The organism is Salipiger abyssi (genome assembly GCF_001975705.1).
In the GTDB taxonomy this organism is placed as follows: domain Bacteria; phylum Pseudomonadota; class Alphaproteobacteria; order Rhodobacterales; family Rhodobacteraceae; genus Salipiger; species Salipiger abyssi.
In genome coordinates, this window is the sequence record NZ_CP015093.1 from 209971 (window position 1) to 227789 (window position 17819).

General features: G+C 64.1%; 17 protein-coding genes. 1 reads left to right on the top strand and 16 read right to left on the bottom strand.

From position 1 onward, the window contains the following. Positions 1 to 15: 15 nt before the first annotated feature. The 10 genes from Ga0080574_RS04585 to Ga0080574_RS04630 all read right to left on the bottom strand — a co-directional run bounded on the left by Ga0080574_RS04585 (position 16) and on the right by Ga0080574_RS04630 (position 13906). Positions 16 to 7056 carry a host specificity factor TipJ family phage tail protein gene (locus tag Ga0080574_RS04585; protein ID WP_076695558.1) on the bottom strand — a complete coding sequence of 2347 codons (7041 nt, stop codon included), beginning with the start codon at positions 7054 to 7056 and terminating at the stop codon, positions 16 to 18. Further along, entirely contained in the window at positions 7046 to 7420 is a 375-nt protein-coding gene (locus Ga0080574_RS04590; RefSeq protein ID WP_076695560.1) for an NlpC/P60 family protein, read from the bottom strand. Before Ga0080574_RS04590 ends, Ga0080574_RS04585 begins: the two co-directional genes overlap by 11 nt. A gap of 303 nt (positions 7421 to 7723) precedes the next feature. Next, positions 7724 to 7945, bottom strand: a complete 222-nt coding sequence (locus tag Ga0080574_RS04595) for a hypothetical protein (protein WP_076695562.1) — start codon at positions 7943 to 7945, stop codon at positions 7724 to 7726. A gap of 38 nt (positions 7946 to 7983) precedes the next feature. Then, positions 7984 to 8631, bottom strand: a complete 648-nt coding sequence (locus tag Ga0080574_RS04600; RefSeq protein WP_076695564.1) for a hypothetical protein — start codon at positions 8629 to 8631, stop codon at positions 7984 to 7986. An 11-nt stretch (positions 8632 to 8642) separates the two neighbouring features. Next, positions 8643 to 8837: a hypothetical protein gene (locus tag Ga0080574_RS04605; RefSeq protein ID WP_076695566.1), complete on the bottom strand. Its 195-nt coding sequence runs from the start codon at positions 8835 to 8837 to the stop codon at positions 8643 to 8645. A gap of 9 nt (positions 8838 to 8846) precedes the next feature. Beyond that, positions 8847 to 9320, bottom strand: coding sequence for a DUF1833 family protein (locus tag Ga0080574_RS04610; protein WP_076695568.1), 474 nt, complete (start codon positions 9318 to 9320; stop codon positions 8847 to 8849). After that, positions 9317 to 9670 (bottom strand): hypothetical protein, encoded by a 354-nt coding sequence (locus Ga0080574_RS04615; RefSeq protein WP_076695570.1) that lies wholly within the window; start codon positions 9668 to 9670, stop codon positions 9317 to 9319. Before Ga0080574_RS04615 ends, Ga0080574_RS04610 begins: the two co-directional genes overlap by 4 nt. Before the next feature lies 1 nt (position 9671). Further along, positions 9672 to 12902 carry a glycoside hydrolase family protein gene (locus Ga0080574_RS04620; protein WP_076695572.1) on the bottom strand — a complete coding sequence of 1077 codons (3231 nt, stop codon included), beginning with the start codon at positions 12900 to 12902 and terminating at the stop codon, positions 9672 to 9674. Positions 12903 to 13028: 126 nt separating this feature from the next. Continuing rightward, positions 13029 to 13460 (bottom strand): GTA-gp10 family protein, encoded by a 432-nt coding sequence (locus tag Ga0080574_RS04625; RefSeq protein WP_076695574.1) that lies wholly within the window; start codon positions 13458 to 13460, stop codon positions 13029 to 13031. After that, complete coding sequence (locus Ga0080574_RS04630) at positions 13460 to 13906, bottom strand: phage tail tube protein (RefSeq protein WP_076695576.1); 447 nt, start codon at positions 13904 to 13906, stop codon at positions 13460 to 13462. Before Ga0080574_RS04630 ends, Ga0080574_RS04625 begins: the two co-directional genes overlap by 1 nt. A gap of 81 nt (positions 13907 to 13987) precedes the next feature. Between Ga0080574_RS04630 and Ga0080574_RS04635 the strand changes: the two genes are divergently transcribed. Next, the gene (locus tag Ga0080574_RS04635) at positions 13988 to 14425 is read left to right on the top strand and encodes a hypothetical protein (RefSeq protein WP_076695578.1); all 438 of its coding nucleotides are present in this window, start codon (positions 13988 to 13990) and stop codon (positions 14423 to 14425) included. Positions 14426 to 14452: 27 nt separating this feature from the next. On the opposite strand, the gene Ga0080574_RS04640 is transcribed toward Ga0080574_RS04635, so the two are convergent. The 6 genes from Ga0080574_RS04640 to Ga0080574_RS04665 form a co-directional block, all read right to left on the bottom strand. Then, the gene (locus Ga0080574_RS04640; protein ID WP_076695580.1) at positions 14453 to 14869 is read right to left on the bottom strand and encodes a DUF3168 domain-containing protein; all 417 of its coding nucleotides are present in this window, start codon (positions 14867 to 14869) and stop codon (positions 14453 to 14455) included. Further along, entirely contained in the window at positions 14856 to 15257 is a 402-nt protein-coding gene (locus Ga0080574_RS04645; RefSeq protein ID WP_076695582.1) for a hypothetical protein, read from the bottom strand. Before Ga0080574_RS04645 ends, Ga0080574_RS04640 begins: the two co-directional genes overlap by 14 nt. Further along, positions 15257 to 15640, bottom strand: a complete 384-nt coding sequence (locus Ga0080574_RS04650) for a phage head closure protein (protein WP_076695584.1) — start codon at positions 15638 to 15640, stop codon at positions 15257 to 15259. The genes Ga0080574_RS04645 and Ga0080574_RS04650 overlap by 1 nt, the downstream gene beginning before the upstream one ends. After that, positions 15637 to 15924, bottom strand: a complete 288-nt coding sequence (locus Ga0080574_RS04655; RefSeq protein WP_076695586.1) for a head-tail connector protein — start codon at positions 15922 to 15924, stop codon at positions 15637 to 15639. Before Ga0080574_RS04655 ends, Ga0080574_RS04650 begins: the two co-directional genes overlap by 4 nt. 16 nt (positions 15925 to 15940) lie before the next feature. Beyond that, the gene (locus Ga0080574_RS04660; RefSeq protein WP_076695588.1) at positions 15941 to 16438 is read right to left on the bottom strand and encodes a hypothetical protein; all 498 of its coding nucleotides are present in this window, start codon (positions 16436 to 16438) and stop codon (positions 15941 to 15943) included. A gap of 68 nt (positions 16439 to 16506) precedes the next feature. Beyond that, a complete protein-coding gene (locus tag Ga0080574_RS04665) occupies positions 16507 to 17814 on the bottom strand; it encodes a phage major capsid protein (protein WP_076695590.1) in 1308 nt (435 codons plus the stop codon). Positions 17815 to 17819: the final 5 nt, after the last annotated feature.

A 17819-nucleotide genomic window follows, 5' to 3' on the forward strand; every position in this document is an offset into this window, starting at 1 on the left:
ATTGCTCCTTTCGCTTCAGCGCACGATGGCCCGCACGTCGATCAGCAGATTTCGGATATTGTTCTGGACCGGCTCGGCGTTGTCTTCGGTCTGCAACAGCAGCCGCATATCCAGCGTGCCAGCCTGAAGCATGTCGGTTTCGTCCAGCAGCTGAATGGGGTCGAACAGAGATCGGCGCTGCCAGCTCGACTCGGCGTCCCAGTTCAACAGCGTGTGCCAGGTCACGCCATCGGTTCTGACCTGAGTTTTCAGGTAGGTGTTCTTTTCCCCGCCAACTTCGCCGGAGGCGGTGGCGTATCTGAGATCCGCCCGAAGCATCAGCGTATAGAGGATCTCAGGCGCATACTCTCCGATGCCCAATTCCTCCCAGATGATCGTTTCATCCGAAACCTGAGCGCCATCCGCGTAGAGACGCGCCCGGGCGCCATTGGAAACCGCGCCGTCGACAATCGAATCCCGGGTGATCAGGCTGTTAAACTCGGCGTCGCCAGCCGTGGTGATACGCCAACCGCTTACTCCCGAAACGAAATCGTCGCTTTCAAGCCCACCGCCGAACACCGCAAGCCCGGATGCGGAGAAACTGCCCGTGTCGAGGTGGCCGACATTGATCGCCCCGCTCGCAATATTCAGCGTGTCCACCGTCAGGTTCGTGATGAAACCGTTATCGACCGCAAGGCTGTTGATCACCGCCTGGTCGATCTGCGTCAGACCGGTGATCTGCACATAGTCGGCGGCAAGCCGATAGGTCACGGTCGCGCCGGTCGTGCCGTCCGCGACGCTCACCATCTCCATGACGTTCTGGTCATTCAGCCGCCAGACATAGCCGGCCTCGATGCCGCCCGCCTGCGCATTGGCGAAGGCCGTCGCCGAGGCCATCGCCGTCAGGCTGCCAAAGCTGGCCGATATCTCCTGCTCGACAGCGGTCACCGCCTCGGCAGAGGTCACATAGGCGCCCTCGATGGTCGTCACCCGCGCCTCGACGGACCCGACAGAGGCTTCGAGCCCGGAAAGGCTCGAGGCCTGCGCGGTGAGCCCGGTCTCGGTGTCCTTCACCCGCGTGTCTATGCCCGCGATGGCCGAGGCATTCCCGGCAACGCCCATCTCGGCGCTCGACAGGTCAGACTGCAACTGCGTGATCTCCGAGGCCTGCGAGGTGATCGTGCCCTCGGCGTTCGTGACACGGCTGTCGAGATTGGAGATCGCCGACGCCTGTCCAGTGAGATTGCTTTGGGCGGCGGTCAGCCCGCTCTGCAACTGGGTGATCTCACTCGCCTGCGAAGTGATGGTCCCTTCGGCGTTTGTGACGCGGGTATCGAGCGAGGCGAGTGCGAACCCATTGGCATCGACACCATTGGCCACATCCGAAACATCGGCTTGCAGGGTGATCAAGCTCTGCGAGATCGAGGAGATCTCCCCCTCTGCGTCGGTCACCCGCGTGGACAGGTTCGACAGACCGGTGGCCGTCGCGGCGATGTTCCCCTCGGCCGTGGTCAGGTCGTTTTCCAGCGAGGTAATCGCCTGGCCTTGCGAGGTGATTGCGCCCTCCGCAGATGTGACCCGCGTATCGACCCCGGCGATTGCGGCGCCGTTCCCCGCGATATCATCTTCCGCCGCAGAGAGGCCCGATTGCAGGGTCACGATATCGCTGGCCTGAGAGGTTATCGTGCCCTCGGCATTGGTGACGCGGCTGTCGAGGGTCGAGAGGGCCGATGCGGTGGAGCTGATAGTCCCCTCTGCGGAGGTCAGATCGTTCTCCAGCGCCGTGATCGCCTGCCCCTGCGAAGTGATGGTCCCTTCGGCGCTCGTGACGCGCGTGGTCAGCCCGGAAAGCGCATCTCCGTTGGCGGCGATATTGCCTTCCGCAGCCGCAAGCCCGCTCTGGAGCTGCGTGATTTCGTTCGACTGAGAGGTGATCGAGCCTTCGACAGAGGTCACGCGCGTGTCGATTCCGGAGATCGCGGCGCCATTCGCCGAGATGGCCCCGGAAGCGACCGAAAGCGTCGCCTCCAGATTGTTGATCTCCGAGGCCTGCGCGGTGATCGTGCCCTCGGCGTTCGTGACGCGCGTAGAAACCTCGGTGATCGCAGCGGCATTGCCGGCAACCCCTGCCTCGGCATCGGACAGATCGGCGGTGAGCTGCGCGATGTCCTGCGCAAGCGCCTCGTCATGCGTCGCGCGGGCGGTGCGCTCCTCGACGATAGAGGCCTCGGCATCGGCCAGCGCCGCGCCCAGCACCAGACGTTGCGACGCCTCCGCCTCCAGGCCCTCCTCGACCCAGCTGCGCATCTGCTCGCCCGCAACGGCGATCCCCGCGCGCAGATCCTCCTGCCCCCGATGACGCTCCCACAGCTCGACAATGCCCAGCTCGGCAAGATCTTCCTGGTCGTCCCCGATATCCCGCACCGAGGCGGTCAGAACGGTCTGACGTTCGGCCTCCGCCTCCAGCCCGCCCTCGGTCTCGCTCACACGGGTGGTCAGATCGTCCAGAGCATCCGCCTGCGCCGCAACCGTGCCGCCGGTGGCGGTCAGATCGACCTGCAACTGCGTGATTGCCTCCGCCGCGGCTTCGGCGTCCGATGCGCGGGTCTCAAGCGTCTGCTCGATCTGCGCGACGCTGGTCCCTACCGCGCTGCGCAGCTGCGTCACATCCTCGACAATGGCCTCGTCCCGCTCGTTGATATAGGCCCGCAGATCCGCCCTGCCTTGCGCGTCGGCCACGCGGATCGCGTCGTCTCCCGAGAAACGCTCCCAGGTCTCGATGATCGAGCGTTGCAGGGCATCGTCGAGATCATCCGACAGCACACGGGAGGCCTCGACCGCGCTGGTGATCGCCGCCTCATCGGGAAAAGACGAGATCGTCTGTTCGGCGGCGGTCAGCCGGGCCTCTGTCGTATTGAACTCGGTATAGGTCACCCGGTCGGAGATCTGCCCTTGCAGGCTGTCCAGCGTCTGCGTGACCGTCGTCATGGTAACAAGCTCGCCCTCGACCGTGAGCGTATCGGCGAGCGTCGTGATCGTTCCCTCGACCGCATCGAGGGTGATCTCGGCGGTGGAGATCCGGGCCGAGAGATCGTCGATGAGCGGGATCTGCGTCGGGTCGAGCACCGCGTTTGCCACGGTCTGATTGACATAGGCGACGGTTGCGCGCGCCGATAGCTCGGCTTCCACGGCGTCGAGATTGATCTGCACGTCGCTGTAGCGGCCTTCCAGATGCTCGACCGCGACGATCCTGACCGTGCCGTCCTCGGGGCTGACATAGACGCCGGCGTCCCGGATCATGGTCTCCGTCGCAAACAGCCCCTCTCTGAGATCAATGAGGCGCTGCCAGATGTCATCCGTGCTGTCCTCCATGTCGTAGATGCGGGGCAGGACAAGATCGAGGCGGTCGCGTTCCATGTCGATCTGCGCCGAGAGCGAGACCGGCGCGGAGAGCGGGCCGAGCGCGGTCTCAATCGCGGTGATCAGCGGCGTCTGTTGCAGATAGACGTCCAGCGCCTCGAAGCTCGGAACACCCGCAAAGCTCGCCAGGATCGAGTCGCGCAACGCGCCAACCGTGCCCGTGGCATCCCCCAGCACCTCGTCATGCCGGTCGAACGCGGTGTCGATCCGCTCGCGCAGCTCATCCGCGATATCGCCGGCGGTCAGCCGCAGATCCGGCGCGGTCACCGGCAGCCAGTCCGACCAGTTGCGCAGATCCGGCGCGCCGGTCACGAAGCTGGCCCGGATCTCGTAATCGACGCCAGGCAGCAGCCCGTCCGAGAGGGTGATCGGGGTCTCCGATGCCTCGGCAAAACGACCCTGATGGATCACCTCTCCGGTCGCGGCCACGCGCAATTGCCAGGTCACGCGCACCGTGCGGTTGGTCGGAGCCACCCACGAAAGGCGGATCGCCGGGCGGCGGGCGGTGCCACTGTCATCGGCAATGCTGGCCGGAACGGCAGACACAACGATCGCAGGCGGCGCCGGTGCGGCTGTCGTCGCCGTGATCTCTGCGGGCGCAGCAACCCAGCCGCGCGTCTTTCCGGCCTGCCCATAGGTCCGGACCTCCACCAGATAGCTCACACCCTCGTCGAGTGCGCCGGTGAGCATGCTGTACTCACCCGCCGGCACGGCTTCACTATAGGTCCAGCCCGTTTCATCCTCGTCAGCCTCCCGCCAGCGCAGCTGCAGGGTGACCCCCTCAAGATCCGCGCGGGACGCAATGGGCGCCAACTGCACGGCGATGCGCGGGCGGACAGACAGGTCCGGGAGGGTGAGTTGTGTGAGGCTATTGGAATAAGCGGCGGTGATGACCGGCGCCGGCGGCAAGTCAGAGGCCGCGGGGCGCGGAATGGTGATGACCGGATCATAGGGCGGGATCTCGGTTGTGGCCGCGTCCAAAACATGCGGAGCAGCGTCCACCACCTCGATCAGCGCGGTTTCGTCCTGCTCCGGACGCACCGCCATCACCAGCATGTCGGCGCTGCTCTGCTCGGTCTCTTCGATGGCCACCAGATCTCCCACCGCTATGTCACCTTCGATCACCCCCACAGTCGGGGTCCAGATGCGAGCGTGCGGATCCACCGGCGAGGCCACGGCGAAGGCGTGAATGCCGGCGGTCACATTGCGCACCACCATCCGGAAGCTGGCCTGATCGAAGTCGAACACGTCATCCAGCGTGATGCTTGTGACGAGGCCATTCTCGACGGTCAGCGCCTTCACGCGCGCCTCACCAACGCCGATAAGGGGCACGTCATGCACCAGCCGGATCTTGTCGCCCTGCTGGATATGAATGCTCTCCCAGTCCGCCTTGAACGAATGTGTCTCAGGACGGTGCAGTGCCGCCGCGAGGTGGTAGCGACCAAGCCGGTAGGTGTTGCCCTCGTCCTCGTCATCGGCGGTCACCACGGTGCCGGGCAGTTGCAGGGTCTCAAGCTCGGTCGCGGTGTCCCGGGTGAACCCGTCCATCAAAACGAGCACTTCGTCTTCCTGCCATTCGAGACGCTCGGAACGGACCATGCAGCGGAAGCCGTGGATCTCGCGAGGGAATGTCAGCTTCGCGCGATAGTCCCACGAGTTGCGCGGCGTGAAGACCTGACGCACCGGCCCCGCCGCCCCGTCGCGCACGACGCTGTAATGCAGATCAGCCAGCGTGCGGCGGGCACGCCCGGCGGCGCAAATGATGTCGAGCACGTCCGCAAGCTGGGTCGCGGTGTCCACCACGTAATCGCAGGTCCAGTGTGGCTCCTCTGCCGCCCAGGCATAGAGCGCGGCAAGGTCGATCCGGTCATCCGTCACCGGGCGGCGCAGATGCGGCCCGCGCAGGGCCTGCGCGTAGATCCATGCCGGATGGCGCACCGGGCGCGGCTCGGTCCATTGCAGATTGCCGTCGAGCTCCGGCGCCAGCTGCTGCACGACGGCGTTGAGGCTGTCGATCCGCCCGTTGAGCTGGTCGTTGGCTTTAATGCGCAGGGCGATCTCGGCAATGCCCTCGTGGCTCGGCAAATTGCCGTCGCGCACCGAGCGGATCGCGGTGACATAGCCGGCATTCTGGTCGCCGGTGTCATTGTCGATCTGGTTGAGCCGCTCGACACGGATCGCATATTCGCCGGGCTCGGGGAACGAGATATCCTTGGTGAAGCGGATCAGCGTCGTGCTTTTGGCGCGGTAGGTCTCGCTGCCGGCATCGACCCAATCCGCCTCATTGACGCCGCCGGCGACGGGCTGCCAGGAAAAGCGAAACTGCGCCTCGTGCTTGTGGGTATCGCCGTCGTTGCTGTCATAGAGTCCGGAGGTGAAGCTGATATCGACGCTGGCCGAAATGCTCTCGTCGCGCGTGTAGCGCACAATCGGATCGTTCTTGTCTGGCAGGTCGTTATAGGCGTCCTCGGCGACATCGTTCGGATAGAGACGCATGGTCTCTGTCCCATAGCGCCAGCCTGTCGCCTCAACCTGATATGTCGCTTTGGCATTCGTCACAGTGGCGGCGTCGGCAAGGCCGGTGAGCAGCGCGAACTGGCTGGTGCCGGCCTCCGCCTGCAAGCTCACACCGGTCACCCGCAGGCGCCAGCGCCGGCGAATGCCGTCGGTTCCAAAATCCTCCGAGGTCCAGCTGACATCGCTGCTCACGGCGGCCCAGCTCTGCACCTCGGACCAGGTGTCACTGCCGACCTCGGACACCTCCAGCACCAGATCGAGGCTGGCGATGTCGCGTTGTGCCGTCACCGAGATCTCGAGAGACGCGCTGCGCGCCGCAGCCGCTGGCGTGAAGGTGTAGGCGTCCCCGACCTCGCGTAGCCGGGCTTTCGGCGTCAGTGACTCCTCGGAACGCGGCTTTACCAGCTCTGCCAGCTCGGGCATGGCCGCAAGGGTGCGGTCCTTGTCGATGTTGAGCATTTCCAGCTCAACGCCCTTGAACTCCCAGATCGGCGTGTTGCCGATGCGCAGATCCTCCAGCATCACCCCCGCATCTCCAGCCCAGCCGAAGGTCATGCGGGCGCGATAGTGGATATCCTTGCCCACGGTCTCGGAATAGCCCGAGGCGGTCAGGGTCGGAAACATACGGTGGCGGCCAAGCACCGATGGGTAGACGCCATAAGGGTTGGCCGCGTTGGCGGTGCCGGTGATCGCGTAGTTCTGCGGCCCGCCTGCCCCTCCCTGCTGCGCCGGCGGGATAAGGCTGTTGATCGCCAGCGAACCGACAACGGTGATCGCGGCCACGGTGAGGCTGTAGGCGAGGCCGGTCAGATGCAGGGCGCCAGCCGCCCAGGCCGCCGCCTGCGGCAGAGCAGCAGAGGCGATCAAAGCCAGCGATCCGGGATCGCGAACTGGGAATGCAACCTCGACGCGGGTTCCAGCCGTCGGACGAACCTTGCGCCACATGTCGATAGGCACAACCGACATCTCAGTGCCGCGGATGAGGCGCACCAGTGGAAGGCCGAAGCGCTCTGTTTCGAGATCCATCGCGCGCACGATGTCAGCGACGGTGGCACCACAGAGGATCTCGGGGCGCACAACGTCCCGGCGCAAAGGGTGCTTCTGGCCGACAACGTCGAGCAAAGAGGTATCATCGAGCACGATAAATTCCTTCGAGCTTTCCAATCCAGCGCATGCCGCGCCAGCAGTCCACGCGGCTTCCGCTATGGGCTTCGATGTGGAGCATGTCCCGGTTGCCCAGGGCGTAGCCGAGATGCAGCGGACGACCAGCGGAGAGAAACAGGAGGGCGTCCCCCTCTTTCGCTACCTCGACCCGTTCGAAGCTTGGCCGCAGGTCATCGACGACAGAATGCTTGAGCGCCGCTTGCATCGTGCAATCGGGATCCGGGATCTCGCGCCCGAACCGCACCCGTTGCAGCGCGAGATAAAGCCCCAGGCAATCGAACGCCTCCGGCCCCCGCCCACGCTCCGCGTATGGCAGGCCGATCCAGTCGTCGGTCCACATGTCAGATTTTCCAGAGAGTTCAGTGAAGTAGCCGCCGGGCGCTGGACTCAACGTCCGGCGGCAGTCACCATCAGGTCACCACAACCAAAGATGGAGAATCACAGTGAGCGCAGTAGCCAAGATTACATGTGATCCTGTTGGAACTACAGGAAAAGCCAGAGTAGCAATCCGTTTCAAAGATGGTGAGATGGTGTCCTGCAATTTTCGCTACGAGCGCAAGCCCGACTATTCCGTTAGTCAGGAAGAGGAAGAGCTCAAGAGCATCGCGATGGATATTCTCCGCTCTTCGATGAAAGCCATCGCCTAGCGGTCTGTGAGCTCCGCCGAGAGTGCGTCAAGATTATCTGCAACGCTTTCCAAGGCCGAAACATCGGCCTTGGCCTCCATCACGCCTTCCAACGCCGCCAGCCGGGTTTCAAGTGCAACCACCTGCGCCTCAAGGCTGACGATCCGCTTTGCATCCAGATCGGCCCCCTGCACAACCGCATGGACCTCGTAAGCAGACATTTTGGGTTCGTCGTTCATGGGTGTTCTCCGTTCTCGTGGGAATGGTGGAAGGCTCATCAGCCCTTGGGCTTCGGGCGGATCCCGTGCCGGCCGCACATCTCGTCATGACGGGCAAACGCCGCGTCGATCCTGTTTTGCAGCTCATCATCGAATTTCTCGCGAGCCGCCGCCCCTTCAAGCGCTTCGAGGCGCGCCTTCAGCTTGGCGACTTCGTCTGCCACAGCCTTGGCGCGGCAGACACCGCAGCTATCGTCGGTGCAGCGGCAGAGCTGGGTCACCGATTTCCATTGTGACGCGATCTGCCCTTCGGCATCGGCAATGCGAGAGGACAGATCGCCTGTATAGCTGACCCCATCGGTATCAGGGGTCACGCGAATATCGGTGACGGAGGAGGAGATGGCGCACGCATCCTTGGAAACCTCATCCATCTCCTCCGGCGTAAGCTGCCGGCAGCCCGGAACCGGCACGTAATCCGCCCTGATCCGGCAAGTGCCATCCGACAGCTCCATCAAGCCGCCGTCTGCAAGCTTCCAGCAATACTGCCCGGCCACGCTTTCGGCGGCATTTTCCGTCGCCTCCGCTACATCGTCTGCGCCCAGCAGGATCTGCAACCACAGCTCGGCGGCGAGGTCGGCATCGTGACCAGGCTGCTGGATATACCCCCGCAGGTAGGCAGCGGCCTCTTTCACGTATTCGGATTTCATGGTGGTTCTCCTTACTCGGTCCCGCTATCAGCTCGCGCTGCTCGGATCATCTCCGCCAAATTCTGGTTGATCTGGTCGGGAAGTGAGATTGCGTCTTTCAGGCCTGAAACTTGGCGCCGCAGATCAATCGTGAGGAACAGCGCGAGACCCATCTCGAAAATCAGGACGGCGGACACAGCCATGATAGCGAATTTCAGTTTCTGCATGCCACACCTTCAGAACAGCGCCGGGGTGTTGCCCGGCGTCATGGTGAGCCAGCCGAACTGTTCCTCCAGCACCGGCTCAAGGGTCATCGTCCCGCTGATTTTGAGCGCGTCATATTCGACGCCATAGATCTGCACCTCGAACGGCCCGCGCTCGACCACGTCCGGGGTCGAGGTCAGCACCCACGCCACCCGCGCGTAGATCTCGCCGGTGATGCTGCGCAGTTGCGGGATCAGCTCCCGCGTGACGTTCTGCGCCTCCCAATTCAGAACCGGCAGCACGCCCTCCTCACTCTCAGGCAGCGTCAGAGTGAAGGGGAACGGGTGATAGGTCTCCCCGCCGTGGATCAGCGGCTCGCCGTTGCTCACGAGGCAGACAGGGGCCTCCCATGCGGGATGGGTCATCCGCAGGATCGTGGTCAGGATCTCAGGGCTTTCCTCCGCGTAGATCGCCGTGCGCAGGCGCGTGCTGATCTCATGCGTCATGGCAGGATCTCCAGGGTGGCGGTGACGGCGAACTTCTGCCCCCGGCGCCGGACATCGTATGAACCGATGAACCGAAACTCGCGCTCTAGGCCATCCAGCGGATCGGAGGCAGAGAACCGCATCGCGCCCATCCCCAGATCCTCACGGAAGAACGTCTCGAACTGATGCAGTTGATCCAAGGTGAGGCTGGGCATTTCCCCGCTCCGGGTCATCGTGGTGGCGCTCGTGCGCCGCCGAACCTTCTCCGGCCCCTTGTCCATCCGGGTTCGAAGAACAGCGCCCTCCGGGCCGCTACGCTGCATGCTGTCCACCGCCGCGAAGAACGGCAGGCTTTCGGGCCAATCTGGCATGTCAGGATCCTTTCGGGAGAGGGCGGCCACCCCAGCGACGACGCATTGCGCTGTCCATGCTGCCACTGGCGAGCTCCTCACGCATGAACCGGCGCACCATGCGGATATTCATGCCGCCATCGGGCGTCTGGGTAACCTCGGCGGTGGTGCCCGCCAAGGTCTCGATGTTGACCGGCATGCTAACGACAGGAGGCACCGCAGAAGCACCGGCGCGACCGGATGCGGGCGCAACAGGTCGCCTGCCAGTGCCACCAAAAGCCGCGCCCGAGGCGAACTGCCGCACGGCGTCGATGCGATCTTGCGACACGCCAGACATTGACACCCCAAGGATGCCACCCACGCGGGTCAGGGGCAGAAGGCTGCCGTCGTCTCCGCGCACGGATAGACGGCCATCCTTTCGCGCCAGAGGCATCACAGCCTCCGGCCCGGCCTCACCCATCTCACCGAGCTTGCCATCGCCCATCCGGAAGAGCGTCGGCGTGCTGACGATGCTGTTTGTAAAGGCGCCGCCTTTCGCGAATGGTTGCACTTGGCCAGACGACGCAAACGCATTCCCCTTAGCGCTGCGCGCGGGCGTGCCGGGGGCAGCGCCATCACCAAAGGCCCAACTGAAGAAGCTTCCAATGCCGCCCATGACGCCACCCTGCCCCGACATGTTGGCCAACTGATCTACAAGGTCACGCAAAGCGGCTTGCAGCGTCGCGTCGAGGATCCACGACCGCAGCGCGTCACCGACGCTTTCCCCAGCGCGCCTCGCGTCCAGAAGCGCCTGCGTCAGCCCTTCATAGCCCCGTTTGATCGGCTCGAAGTCCGGCACATTGATCTCGACGTCGCTGCCTTTGAGACCTGCCAGAGAGTCCTGATAGTCCCGCAGAATCTCTGCGCGGAGCTTTAAGCTCTGCTGCAAGCCGATTTCGCCGGCGCGCTCAGCCTCCGAGATTGCAGCAAGCTCGGCACGATGAGCGCCCTCAAGGACGCCGCTGTAGCGCTCAATCAGCGTAGCGCGCCGGTCCAATGCCTCGGAAACCGTGCTTTCTCCGTCCTGGACCGCTTGATCAAGCTTTGAAATCTCCGCATCGAGAGACCCTTCAAGCTGCTCGCCGTACTCTTTGAATAGCTGGGACCGCGCGGCGAGACCTTCGGCGAGAGTGGCCTGACCGTTGGCTACGGCCTCGTCCATCACCTCCACCGCCGCGTTGTATTTTTGCTGCGCTGCGAGGATCGGGTCCATGGATCCGAGAAGACCGTCCCAAGCCTCCTTCGATTGCTTCAGGGCGCGGGCGCGGTCTTTGTCCGCCTTCTCAGCTTCCCGGTCAGCTTCTTTCTGCGCCTTTGAGCGCGCGTCCTGCGCGGCAATCGTCGCCGCAGGATCGCCGAACGCGCGGGCTTCCTCGCGGCGCCGATCGCGGTTCACGCCGTTGTTGTGTGAACCCAGCTCAGCAATGCGCTGCGCCACTAGCTGGTCGTTACTGCCATTGAGCGCCTCAAGCACCTGCGCCAAATCGCCGCCCTGCCGAAGCTCACCCTCGCCGTAGTTGTGCAACAAGGAGGCGAGCGCGGCTTGCTGAGACGCCTCAAGGTCATTGAAGCGCTCGAATCCAAGGCGGTCAATCAAAGTATTGAAGTAGCCCGAGATCCGGCGCTCAAGGTCACGCTCTGCATCCTCGAAGCTCACAGCAGACCCTTGCGTGACCGTGCGAACATTGCCCTCCGCATCGGTGGCCGTGTCGCTTCCGTAGCCCGCGCGCCAATGGTTCACATCCCAATATGGATCGGTACGGAAGCCCTCACGCTCTCGGATCAATGCCTTCGCCGCATCCGTTCCTTCGGCGCGGGTCATCCAGTCTTCTACGGTATCACCAATACCGTCAAACACACCGCGCATCATACCGGAGATGTCCAGACCGGACATTTTGGAGAGCCAATCGAACGCCCCCTTCGCTTGCTCGGCCATCTCGCGCAGGGCATCCTTCAGCTCGAAGGTCTTGAGGATCTCAGCGTCGAGGACTTCCAGCGCTTTCTCGGCACGGCGAACCCGCGCCTCGTCTGCTGCCTCTGTCGCCTCCTGAAGCTCCCTCTCAATAGAGGAGCGCTCACGGCCAAGTCGCATAACATCGCTCTCGGCATCGGCATATTTCCGCAGTAGGCGCTCAGTCTCAGTGATGCCCGCGTTTGTCTGCTTCGCGGCATTCTCGATAAGATCTGCCAAGCCAGTGAACGTCTCACCAAACTGGTCGCCGGCTGCCTCCACCGAGCCTGCCAGTGTGATCATGAGTGCCTGCAAAGCCTGCGCAGCGGCCAAGATGTCCTCTGGCCCCTCGGCGCGGCTCAGATCGCGGAACGCACTCATCACGTCCTGCGCCTGAGCTTCGGTTAGGTCGAACTCGCGGCGGATCCGGCGGAACGTCTTCGCGACCTGATAGGCCGCCTGCCCGTCATCATCGTCTGCGCCGGGAACGAACTCGGCGATGCTCCCCATGCCCTCTGCGATATCATCTGCCGCAGACTGCAAACGACGACTGGCCTGCACGCCAGCCAGTTCCTTGGTCACCTCAAAGGCACGCTGCATCTCGTCCGCGAGAGATCCATATTCCTCGCGTAGATCGGCCAGAGGGCGCCGGGCCGCTTCTGCGGCGTCTGCATAGGCGTCCGTCGCCTCGTTCAACCCCTTCTGCTTGTCGGCGGCGCTCTCTGCCTCATCGCCAGCGGCGAAGAATGCCGCAGCCAAGGGCGCGCCGATGGCGAGGACCGCACCCGCAATCGCCCCATACGGCCCCATGACGCCCAAAAGCTGTGAGCCCTGCTGCGTCAGAGCGGTGATTGCGCTCGTGCCGCCCTGGATCTGCACGGCGGCGTCACCGACCTGATAGCCGAGCTGCTGGAACGCTGCCTTGTTGCGGGTCACGGTCCCGATCAGACCGCCGTGGGCGTTGTTGTTCGCGGCCAGCGCGGCAGTAAAGCGGTTCGCCTTATCTATAGACTGGTCATATTCCCGCTGGATTCCGTCTTGCAGGCGCTTGAACTGCTGCGCGTCGATCTTACCCGCGTCGAACTGCTTCGACAGGCGACGCATGGCCCTTTCCTGCTTTTCGACGGCCCGTGAGAGAGGATCATAGGCCTTTTCTAACCGTACGATCTCTCGCGCAGCCGCACGGGCCTCTCTATCGTGCGCGTCCTTCTCCAGATCCAGCAGGATGCGGATGCGCTCGGTGCGTTCGACAGCTTCAGCCATATTTCCTCACCAGTTCCGCATATTCATCAGCCGTCGGCGCCTGCACTTCGTCGCTTTGCGCCTCGTTCCAGCCGATGATGAAATTGCCCAGGTCGCGCGGGGTCATGGCGCGCACGTCCGCCGGTTTCAGGCCGGTGGCGACGACGGATCGGATGCGACCGGGGACGTCCCATCGGTCGCTGTCCCGCCCGGGGTGCCGGACGAGCCATCCGTATCGCTTTTTTTTTCCGGATTCTCAGGCGTGAAGGCCGCGAGGATCATGTCGCCCGCGATCTGCCGCAGCGTGAAATTCGCGCTTGGCGGCATGGACGCAACAATCTGATCCGCCGCGCGATCCGGCTGCCCGCCGCCGACCAGCCCTAGCGCCACGAGGTCGCGGATCTGATGGATCTTCGGGGCATCACCATCGCCGAACAGCGCATCGAAGACAGTGAAGATGCCGCAGCCGTGATGCTTCTCGAAGCGCTCGATCTCTTCGTTCCGCAACAGGAGTGGGCGAGTTTTCCCGCCCAGCTCCGCCACGATGCCGCCAAGAGGCGGCTCAGCCGTGATCGCCATCAGGCTTCTGCCGTGAAGGCCGGCGGGCCATTCGACGCCATCGTGAGCGAGTAGGTGATCTCACCCTCCTGCGGACCAACACGTTCGAACTGCGAGACGTGGAACTCCGCTTCGTAGGTGCCATCACCCGGAACGATCACTTGGAAGTTGCCGACAGCATCGACGGTATCTGCCGGACCGGAACCAATGCAGATGGAGCGCATGCGTTCGAGCGTTGCGTGGTCCTCGAAGAGACCGGTGCCGCTGACGTTGAGCCTGCGCGCACCCGAAACGCCCCGCGTCCAGATCTGCCCGCCGGGGTTTTCATAGTCTGCCTGCGTTGCATCCGACTCGTTCACGGAAAAACCGAACGTCTTTTCACGCAGCCCGCAGAGGGTCGAAAACTGTTCTGTCTCTTGCCCGTCGCCGATTTTGACCAGCAGGAGACGGCCTTTTTGCGTTGCCATGGGGAGGCTCCATATTTGGGGTAGCGCCTTGCCCAAGGGCGCAAAGAGGGCCAACCTGCCGGTTCAACCGGAGGTAATTGCATGCGATTCTTGATCATTTTGGCGCTGCTCGCGTCACCCGCGAGCGCTGATTTGCTAACCTTCTCGATGAAGGACGAGATTGCTGGGACGGAGAATTTTTTCGTTCTCATTAAGGCGGACAATTACCGCAGGATCGAATGGGAGAACGCTATTTGGTTGACCTGCAACGGTGACGGGTCCACCACGGCAAAGTGGCACAATGGCGGACACTACTCCGGCTGGGATCGCGGTCCGAGAGAAGTTGTGACCGCTAAGTTTGATGACGAGCCTCCGGTCGACATGACGATCAGTAGCCTTGTTGCGCCGCCCTTCATCGACAAGATCCGAACGGGATCGACGCTCATTGTTCGTGATCGCGGCGCGACGACTACCTCGCGATTTTCATTATCCGGTACATCCGAGGCTCTCGCTGTATTCAAGTCTCAGTGCGGTGTTTAGCAAAGGCGATCTCCAGCCGTCAGCGCATCACCCCACCACCGCCTCAAAGCCCCTGATCTCGAGGTAACTCTCGCCGTCATCGTCACGCCCACCCGTCGCCGCGCCAGGCATCCATTGCAGGCGCGACAGCGTGTATCCGTCCACGGTCACCGCCTCCTCATTGTCGCTGAGAGCCTGGACCAGCGCCGCCGCAATCAGCATTGCCTCGGTGCGCCCGGCTGCGATAGGCCGGCTGTGAACCTCCAGCGAGAACGTGACCAGGCAGGCAGTGCCGCAATCCGTCCGCACCGGCGACGGGTTGAGGTTGCCGAAGCGGACGAAAGGACGCGTGGACCCCTGCGGCGGCTCATCATAGATCCGGCCCCCGACCAGCGCGGCCACGCCAGCATCTGCCCGTAGCGCGGCGACGAGCCCGTACCAAAGCGCAATTTCAGGAGCCGCCATTCTTCTCCGCCTCCGTCACCGCGTCCCGCAGAGCCTTCGCGAGGCGCTCGTTGCGCGCGTCTTCCGTCGCCCTCTCTGCCGGCCTGACGAACGGCAGCTTCGGCCCCTTCCCGGTGCCCTTGCCGCTCTTGTGGAAGCGCTCTTGCGTTCCCCCCTCCAGGATTGAGGAAAGCGGCCCGAAATCCATGAGTTGCCCCTTTCCCTGCTTGGTGGTCCGGATCGCCGCCTTGGCACGACCAGTCTCGCCCACCGGCACAAGGATCTTTGCCACGCGAACCCACTCGTTGGCGTTATCCTCGTTTGCATCCTCAAGGTGCTTGCCAGTGGTCTCCGGAAGATTTGCCATCATCTTCTGGACGCGTTTGAACCCGACCTTGCGCACGCCCATCAGGTGGCCACCCCCGTCTCACAGGTGAACTCCAGCATCCGCCCTGCGCGGTCGATCTGGACCGGGCCGCTGCGAATGTTCCAGACCGCGCCGCGCGCCACCAACCGGTCTGCCGGCGTCACACCGCGCGTTCTCGTTTCCGCCCACACTCGGATCGTCGCCAGCCGCGTGCTCTCCAGCTGCCCGGCCGCGATCCTCTCCTTACCCGGCGCCTCTCGAATGTCGGCCTTCACACTGAACAGATCGCGGAACTCGCCGGTGCTGTTGCCCAGCCCGTCGATGGGGTTGTTGAACGGGTCGGTCGGGCCACCCGGTGTAGTCGGTCCGTCGCTCGTCTTGCGCTGGAATGTGACCCGCTCGCGCAAGGCGCCTGCGCCGCTCATGAGAACACCCGATAGCTTGACAGGAGGTCTTTCCACAGGAGCGGCGGTTCGGTCAGGGGGCCCTCCTGTGTCGCCTCGCGGTCGCGGAACATGGCCGCGACATGTTGCAGGATCGCGGTGCGGATCGGGGCGGGGAGCCCGTCCGGATACTCGACCGCAAACTCGCGGCGCAGGTAGCGCTCGGCATGGGTCGTCGCGGCGGAGAGGAGGCCGCCGATCAGCGTATCGTCGTCGTCGAACCCGATATTGAGATGGGCTTTCGCCTCGGCAACCGTGATGCTCATCGCGACCGTTCCCGCCTCAGGCCTTGTCCGCGCCCGGCGCGGCGCTCAGCTCTGCGATCTGCTTGGCGAGCGCATCGCGTTCCGCCGCGACCTCTTCGAGCTTTGCCGTCGATGCCTCGAGTTTCCCGGCGAGATCTTCGGCATTGGCTTTCTGCTCATCGACGGCCCCGGCGAGCGCGTCGCGTTCCGCCGCGATCTTTTCCCGGTCGGCAGCGGCGGCGTCGAGCTGGCCGGTCAGCTCTTCGATCTGCGATGTCAGCGCCGCGATCTGCGCCCCGGCCTCCGCATCGTCCTCGCCTGGCGCCACATCCTCCGCATAGACCAGGCCGATGGCCTGCGCGCCGGTCTTCTCCGCCTCCTCCGCGCTCAGCTCGGACAGCACCGGGCGCTTGCCGGCGGTGAGCGTCTTGATCACCTTCCGCGCCTTCGGGCTCTTGTCGTCGAGCCGGTAGACATGGTTGCGGCGCAGCGTGCCGATCACGGTGTGGCGGGTCGAATTGCATTTCACGAACATCGGAAGCTCCTCTCTCTGGAAGGGGTTGGACCGGCGCCCGGGAAGACGCCGGTCGCGGGCCGGACGGATCAGGCGAAGGTGAAGTCGCCCTGCACCATCGCCAGCGCCCGCTTGACCGCCATCGCGACGCGCTTGCGCGCCTTCACGGTGACCATGTCCTCGATGAAGTTGGTGCCGTGTTCGGTGGAGAACAGCACCTCGGCCTCGCGGCGGTCATAGTAGGTCGCCGCCAGCGCGAGATCGCCGACCAGCCATTCGCCGGCCGTCATCGACGTGCTGTCGACCACATCCTTGCCCCAGAGCACCGGCGTGTTGCCCGTGCCCGGGTTGCCCCAGACATAGCGGTTGTCGGTGCCGCCGACCTTGAGCAGCTCGATTGCGGCCCAGTCCAGCGGGTTCAGCAGGATCGAGGTCGGGATGTAATCCTCCAGCGTGACCTGCAGGATGCCCAGGCGCAGACGGTCGATCCGGGTGGCGTCGGGCAGACCCGCCGGCGCCACGAAGGCCGGCGCCTCGGTCAGAAGGCCGGTCAGGTTCTCGCCGGTGCCGTCGCCCGCGAGGATCTGGTTTTCCTCTTCCAGATCCAGCCCGTAGCGCAGCTCGCCGTCGATCTCGGTCATCAGCTGATCGGCATCGGCAAGCGCCTCCTCCGAGACATGGGTGATGTGGCCGATCTTCTTGACCTGCTCGGTGGCTTTCTCCCAGCCGTATTCCGACGCCTGATAGGTGCCGCCCTCGGCCACCATGCCGGCGGCGTTGCTGCGCACCACCTGCTTGCGATAGGTCACCAGATCCGAGCTGGTGCGCCCCGACATCAGCAGCTGGCGCACCAGCAGCCGGCGGCGCGGCATGCGCACGGGGTCGCGCTCCTCCTCGTGGAAGATCAGCCCGCCCGCCGAGCCCTCCGCCGTGGTGATCGCGTTCTTCACATCGACCGACAGGGTGCCGCCGTTGAAGGCCTTGATCTTCTCGTGGCTGTCGATCACCGCCTGCCCGAGCGATTTCACCCCCGCGCCACCGGTGCCCGGCAGCCCGTCGGAGATCTGCTGCGCGATGTCGAGCTGCTTCTGGTTCACGCCCTCGAGCTGGTCGGTCAGCGATTTGAGCTGATTGGAAAGCGCGGTCTGCGCCGAGAGCAACTGGTCGGCGGCGGCCTTGGTCTCCGCCGAGACCGCGCCGGCGCGTTTCGCCTCGTCGAGCGCGGTCTCGGCGGTCTGCTTGGTCTCGCCGGTGAGCTTGTCGAGCGATTGCTGCACCTGTTTCAGCATCTCCTCGGTGGAGCCGCCCGCGTCCATGCGCGGCCCGCACAGCACCGCCTGCGGCATGCGCGCCGCCAGCCCCGCCACCGCAATGGCGGGCATCTTTGCCTGTTTCATCGTGG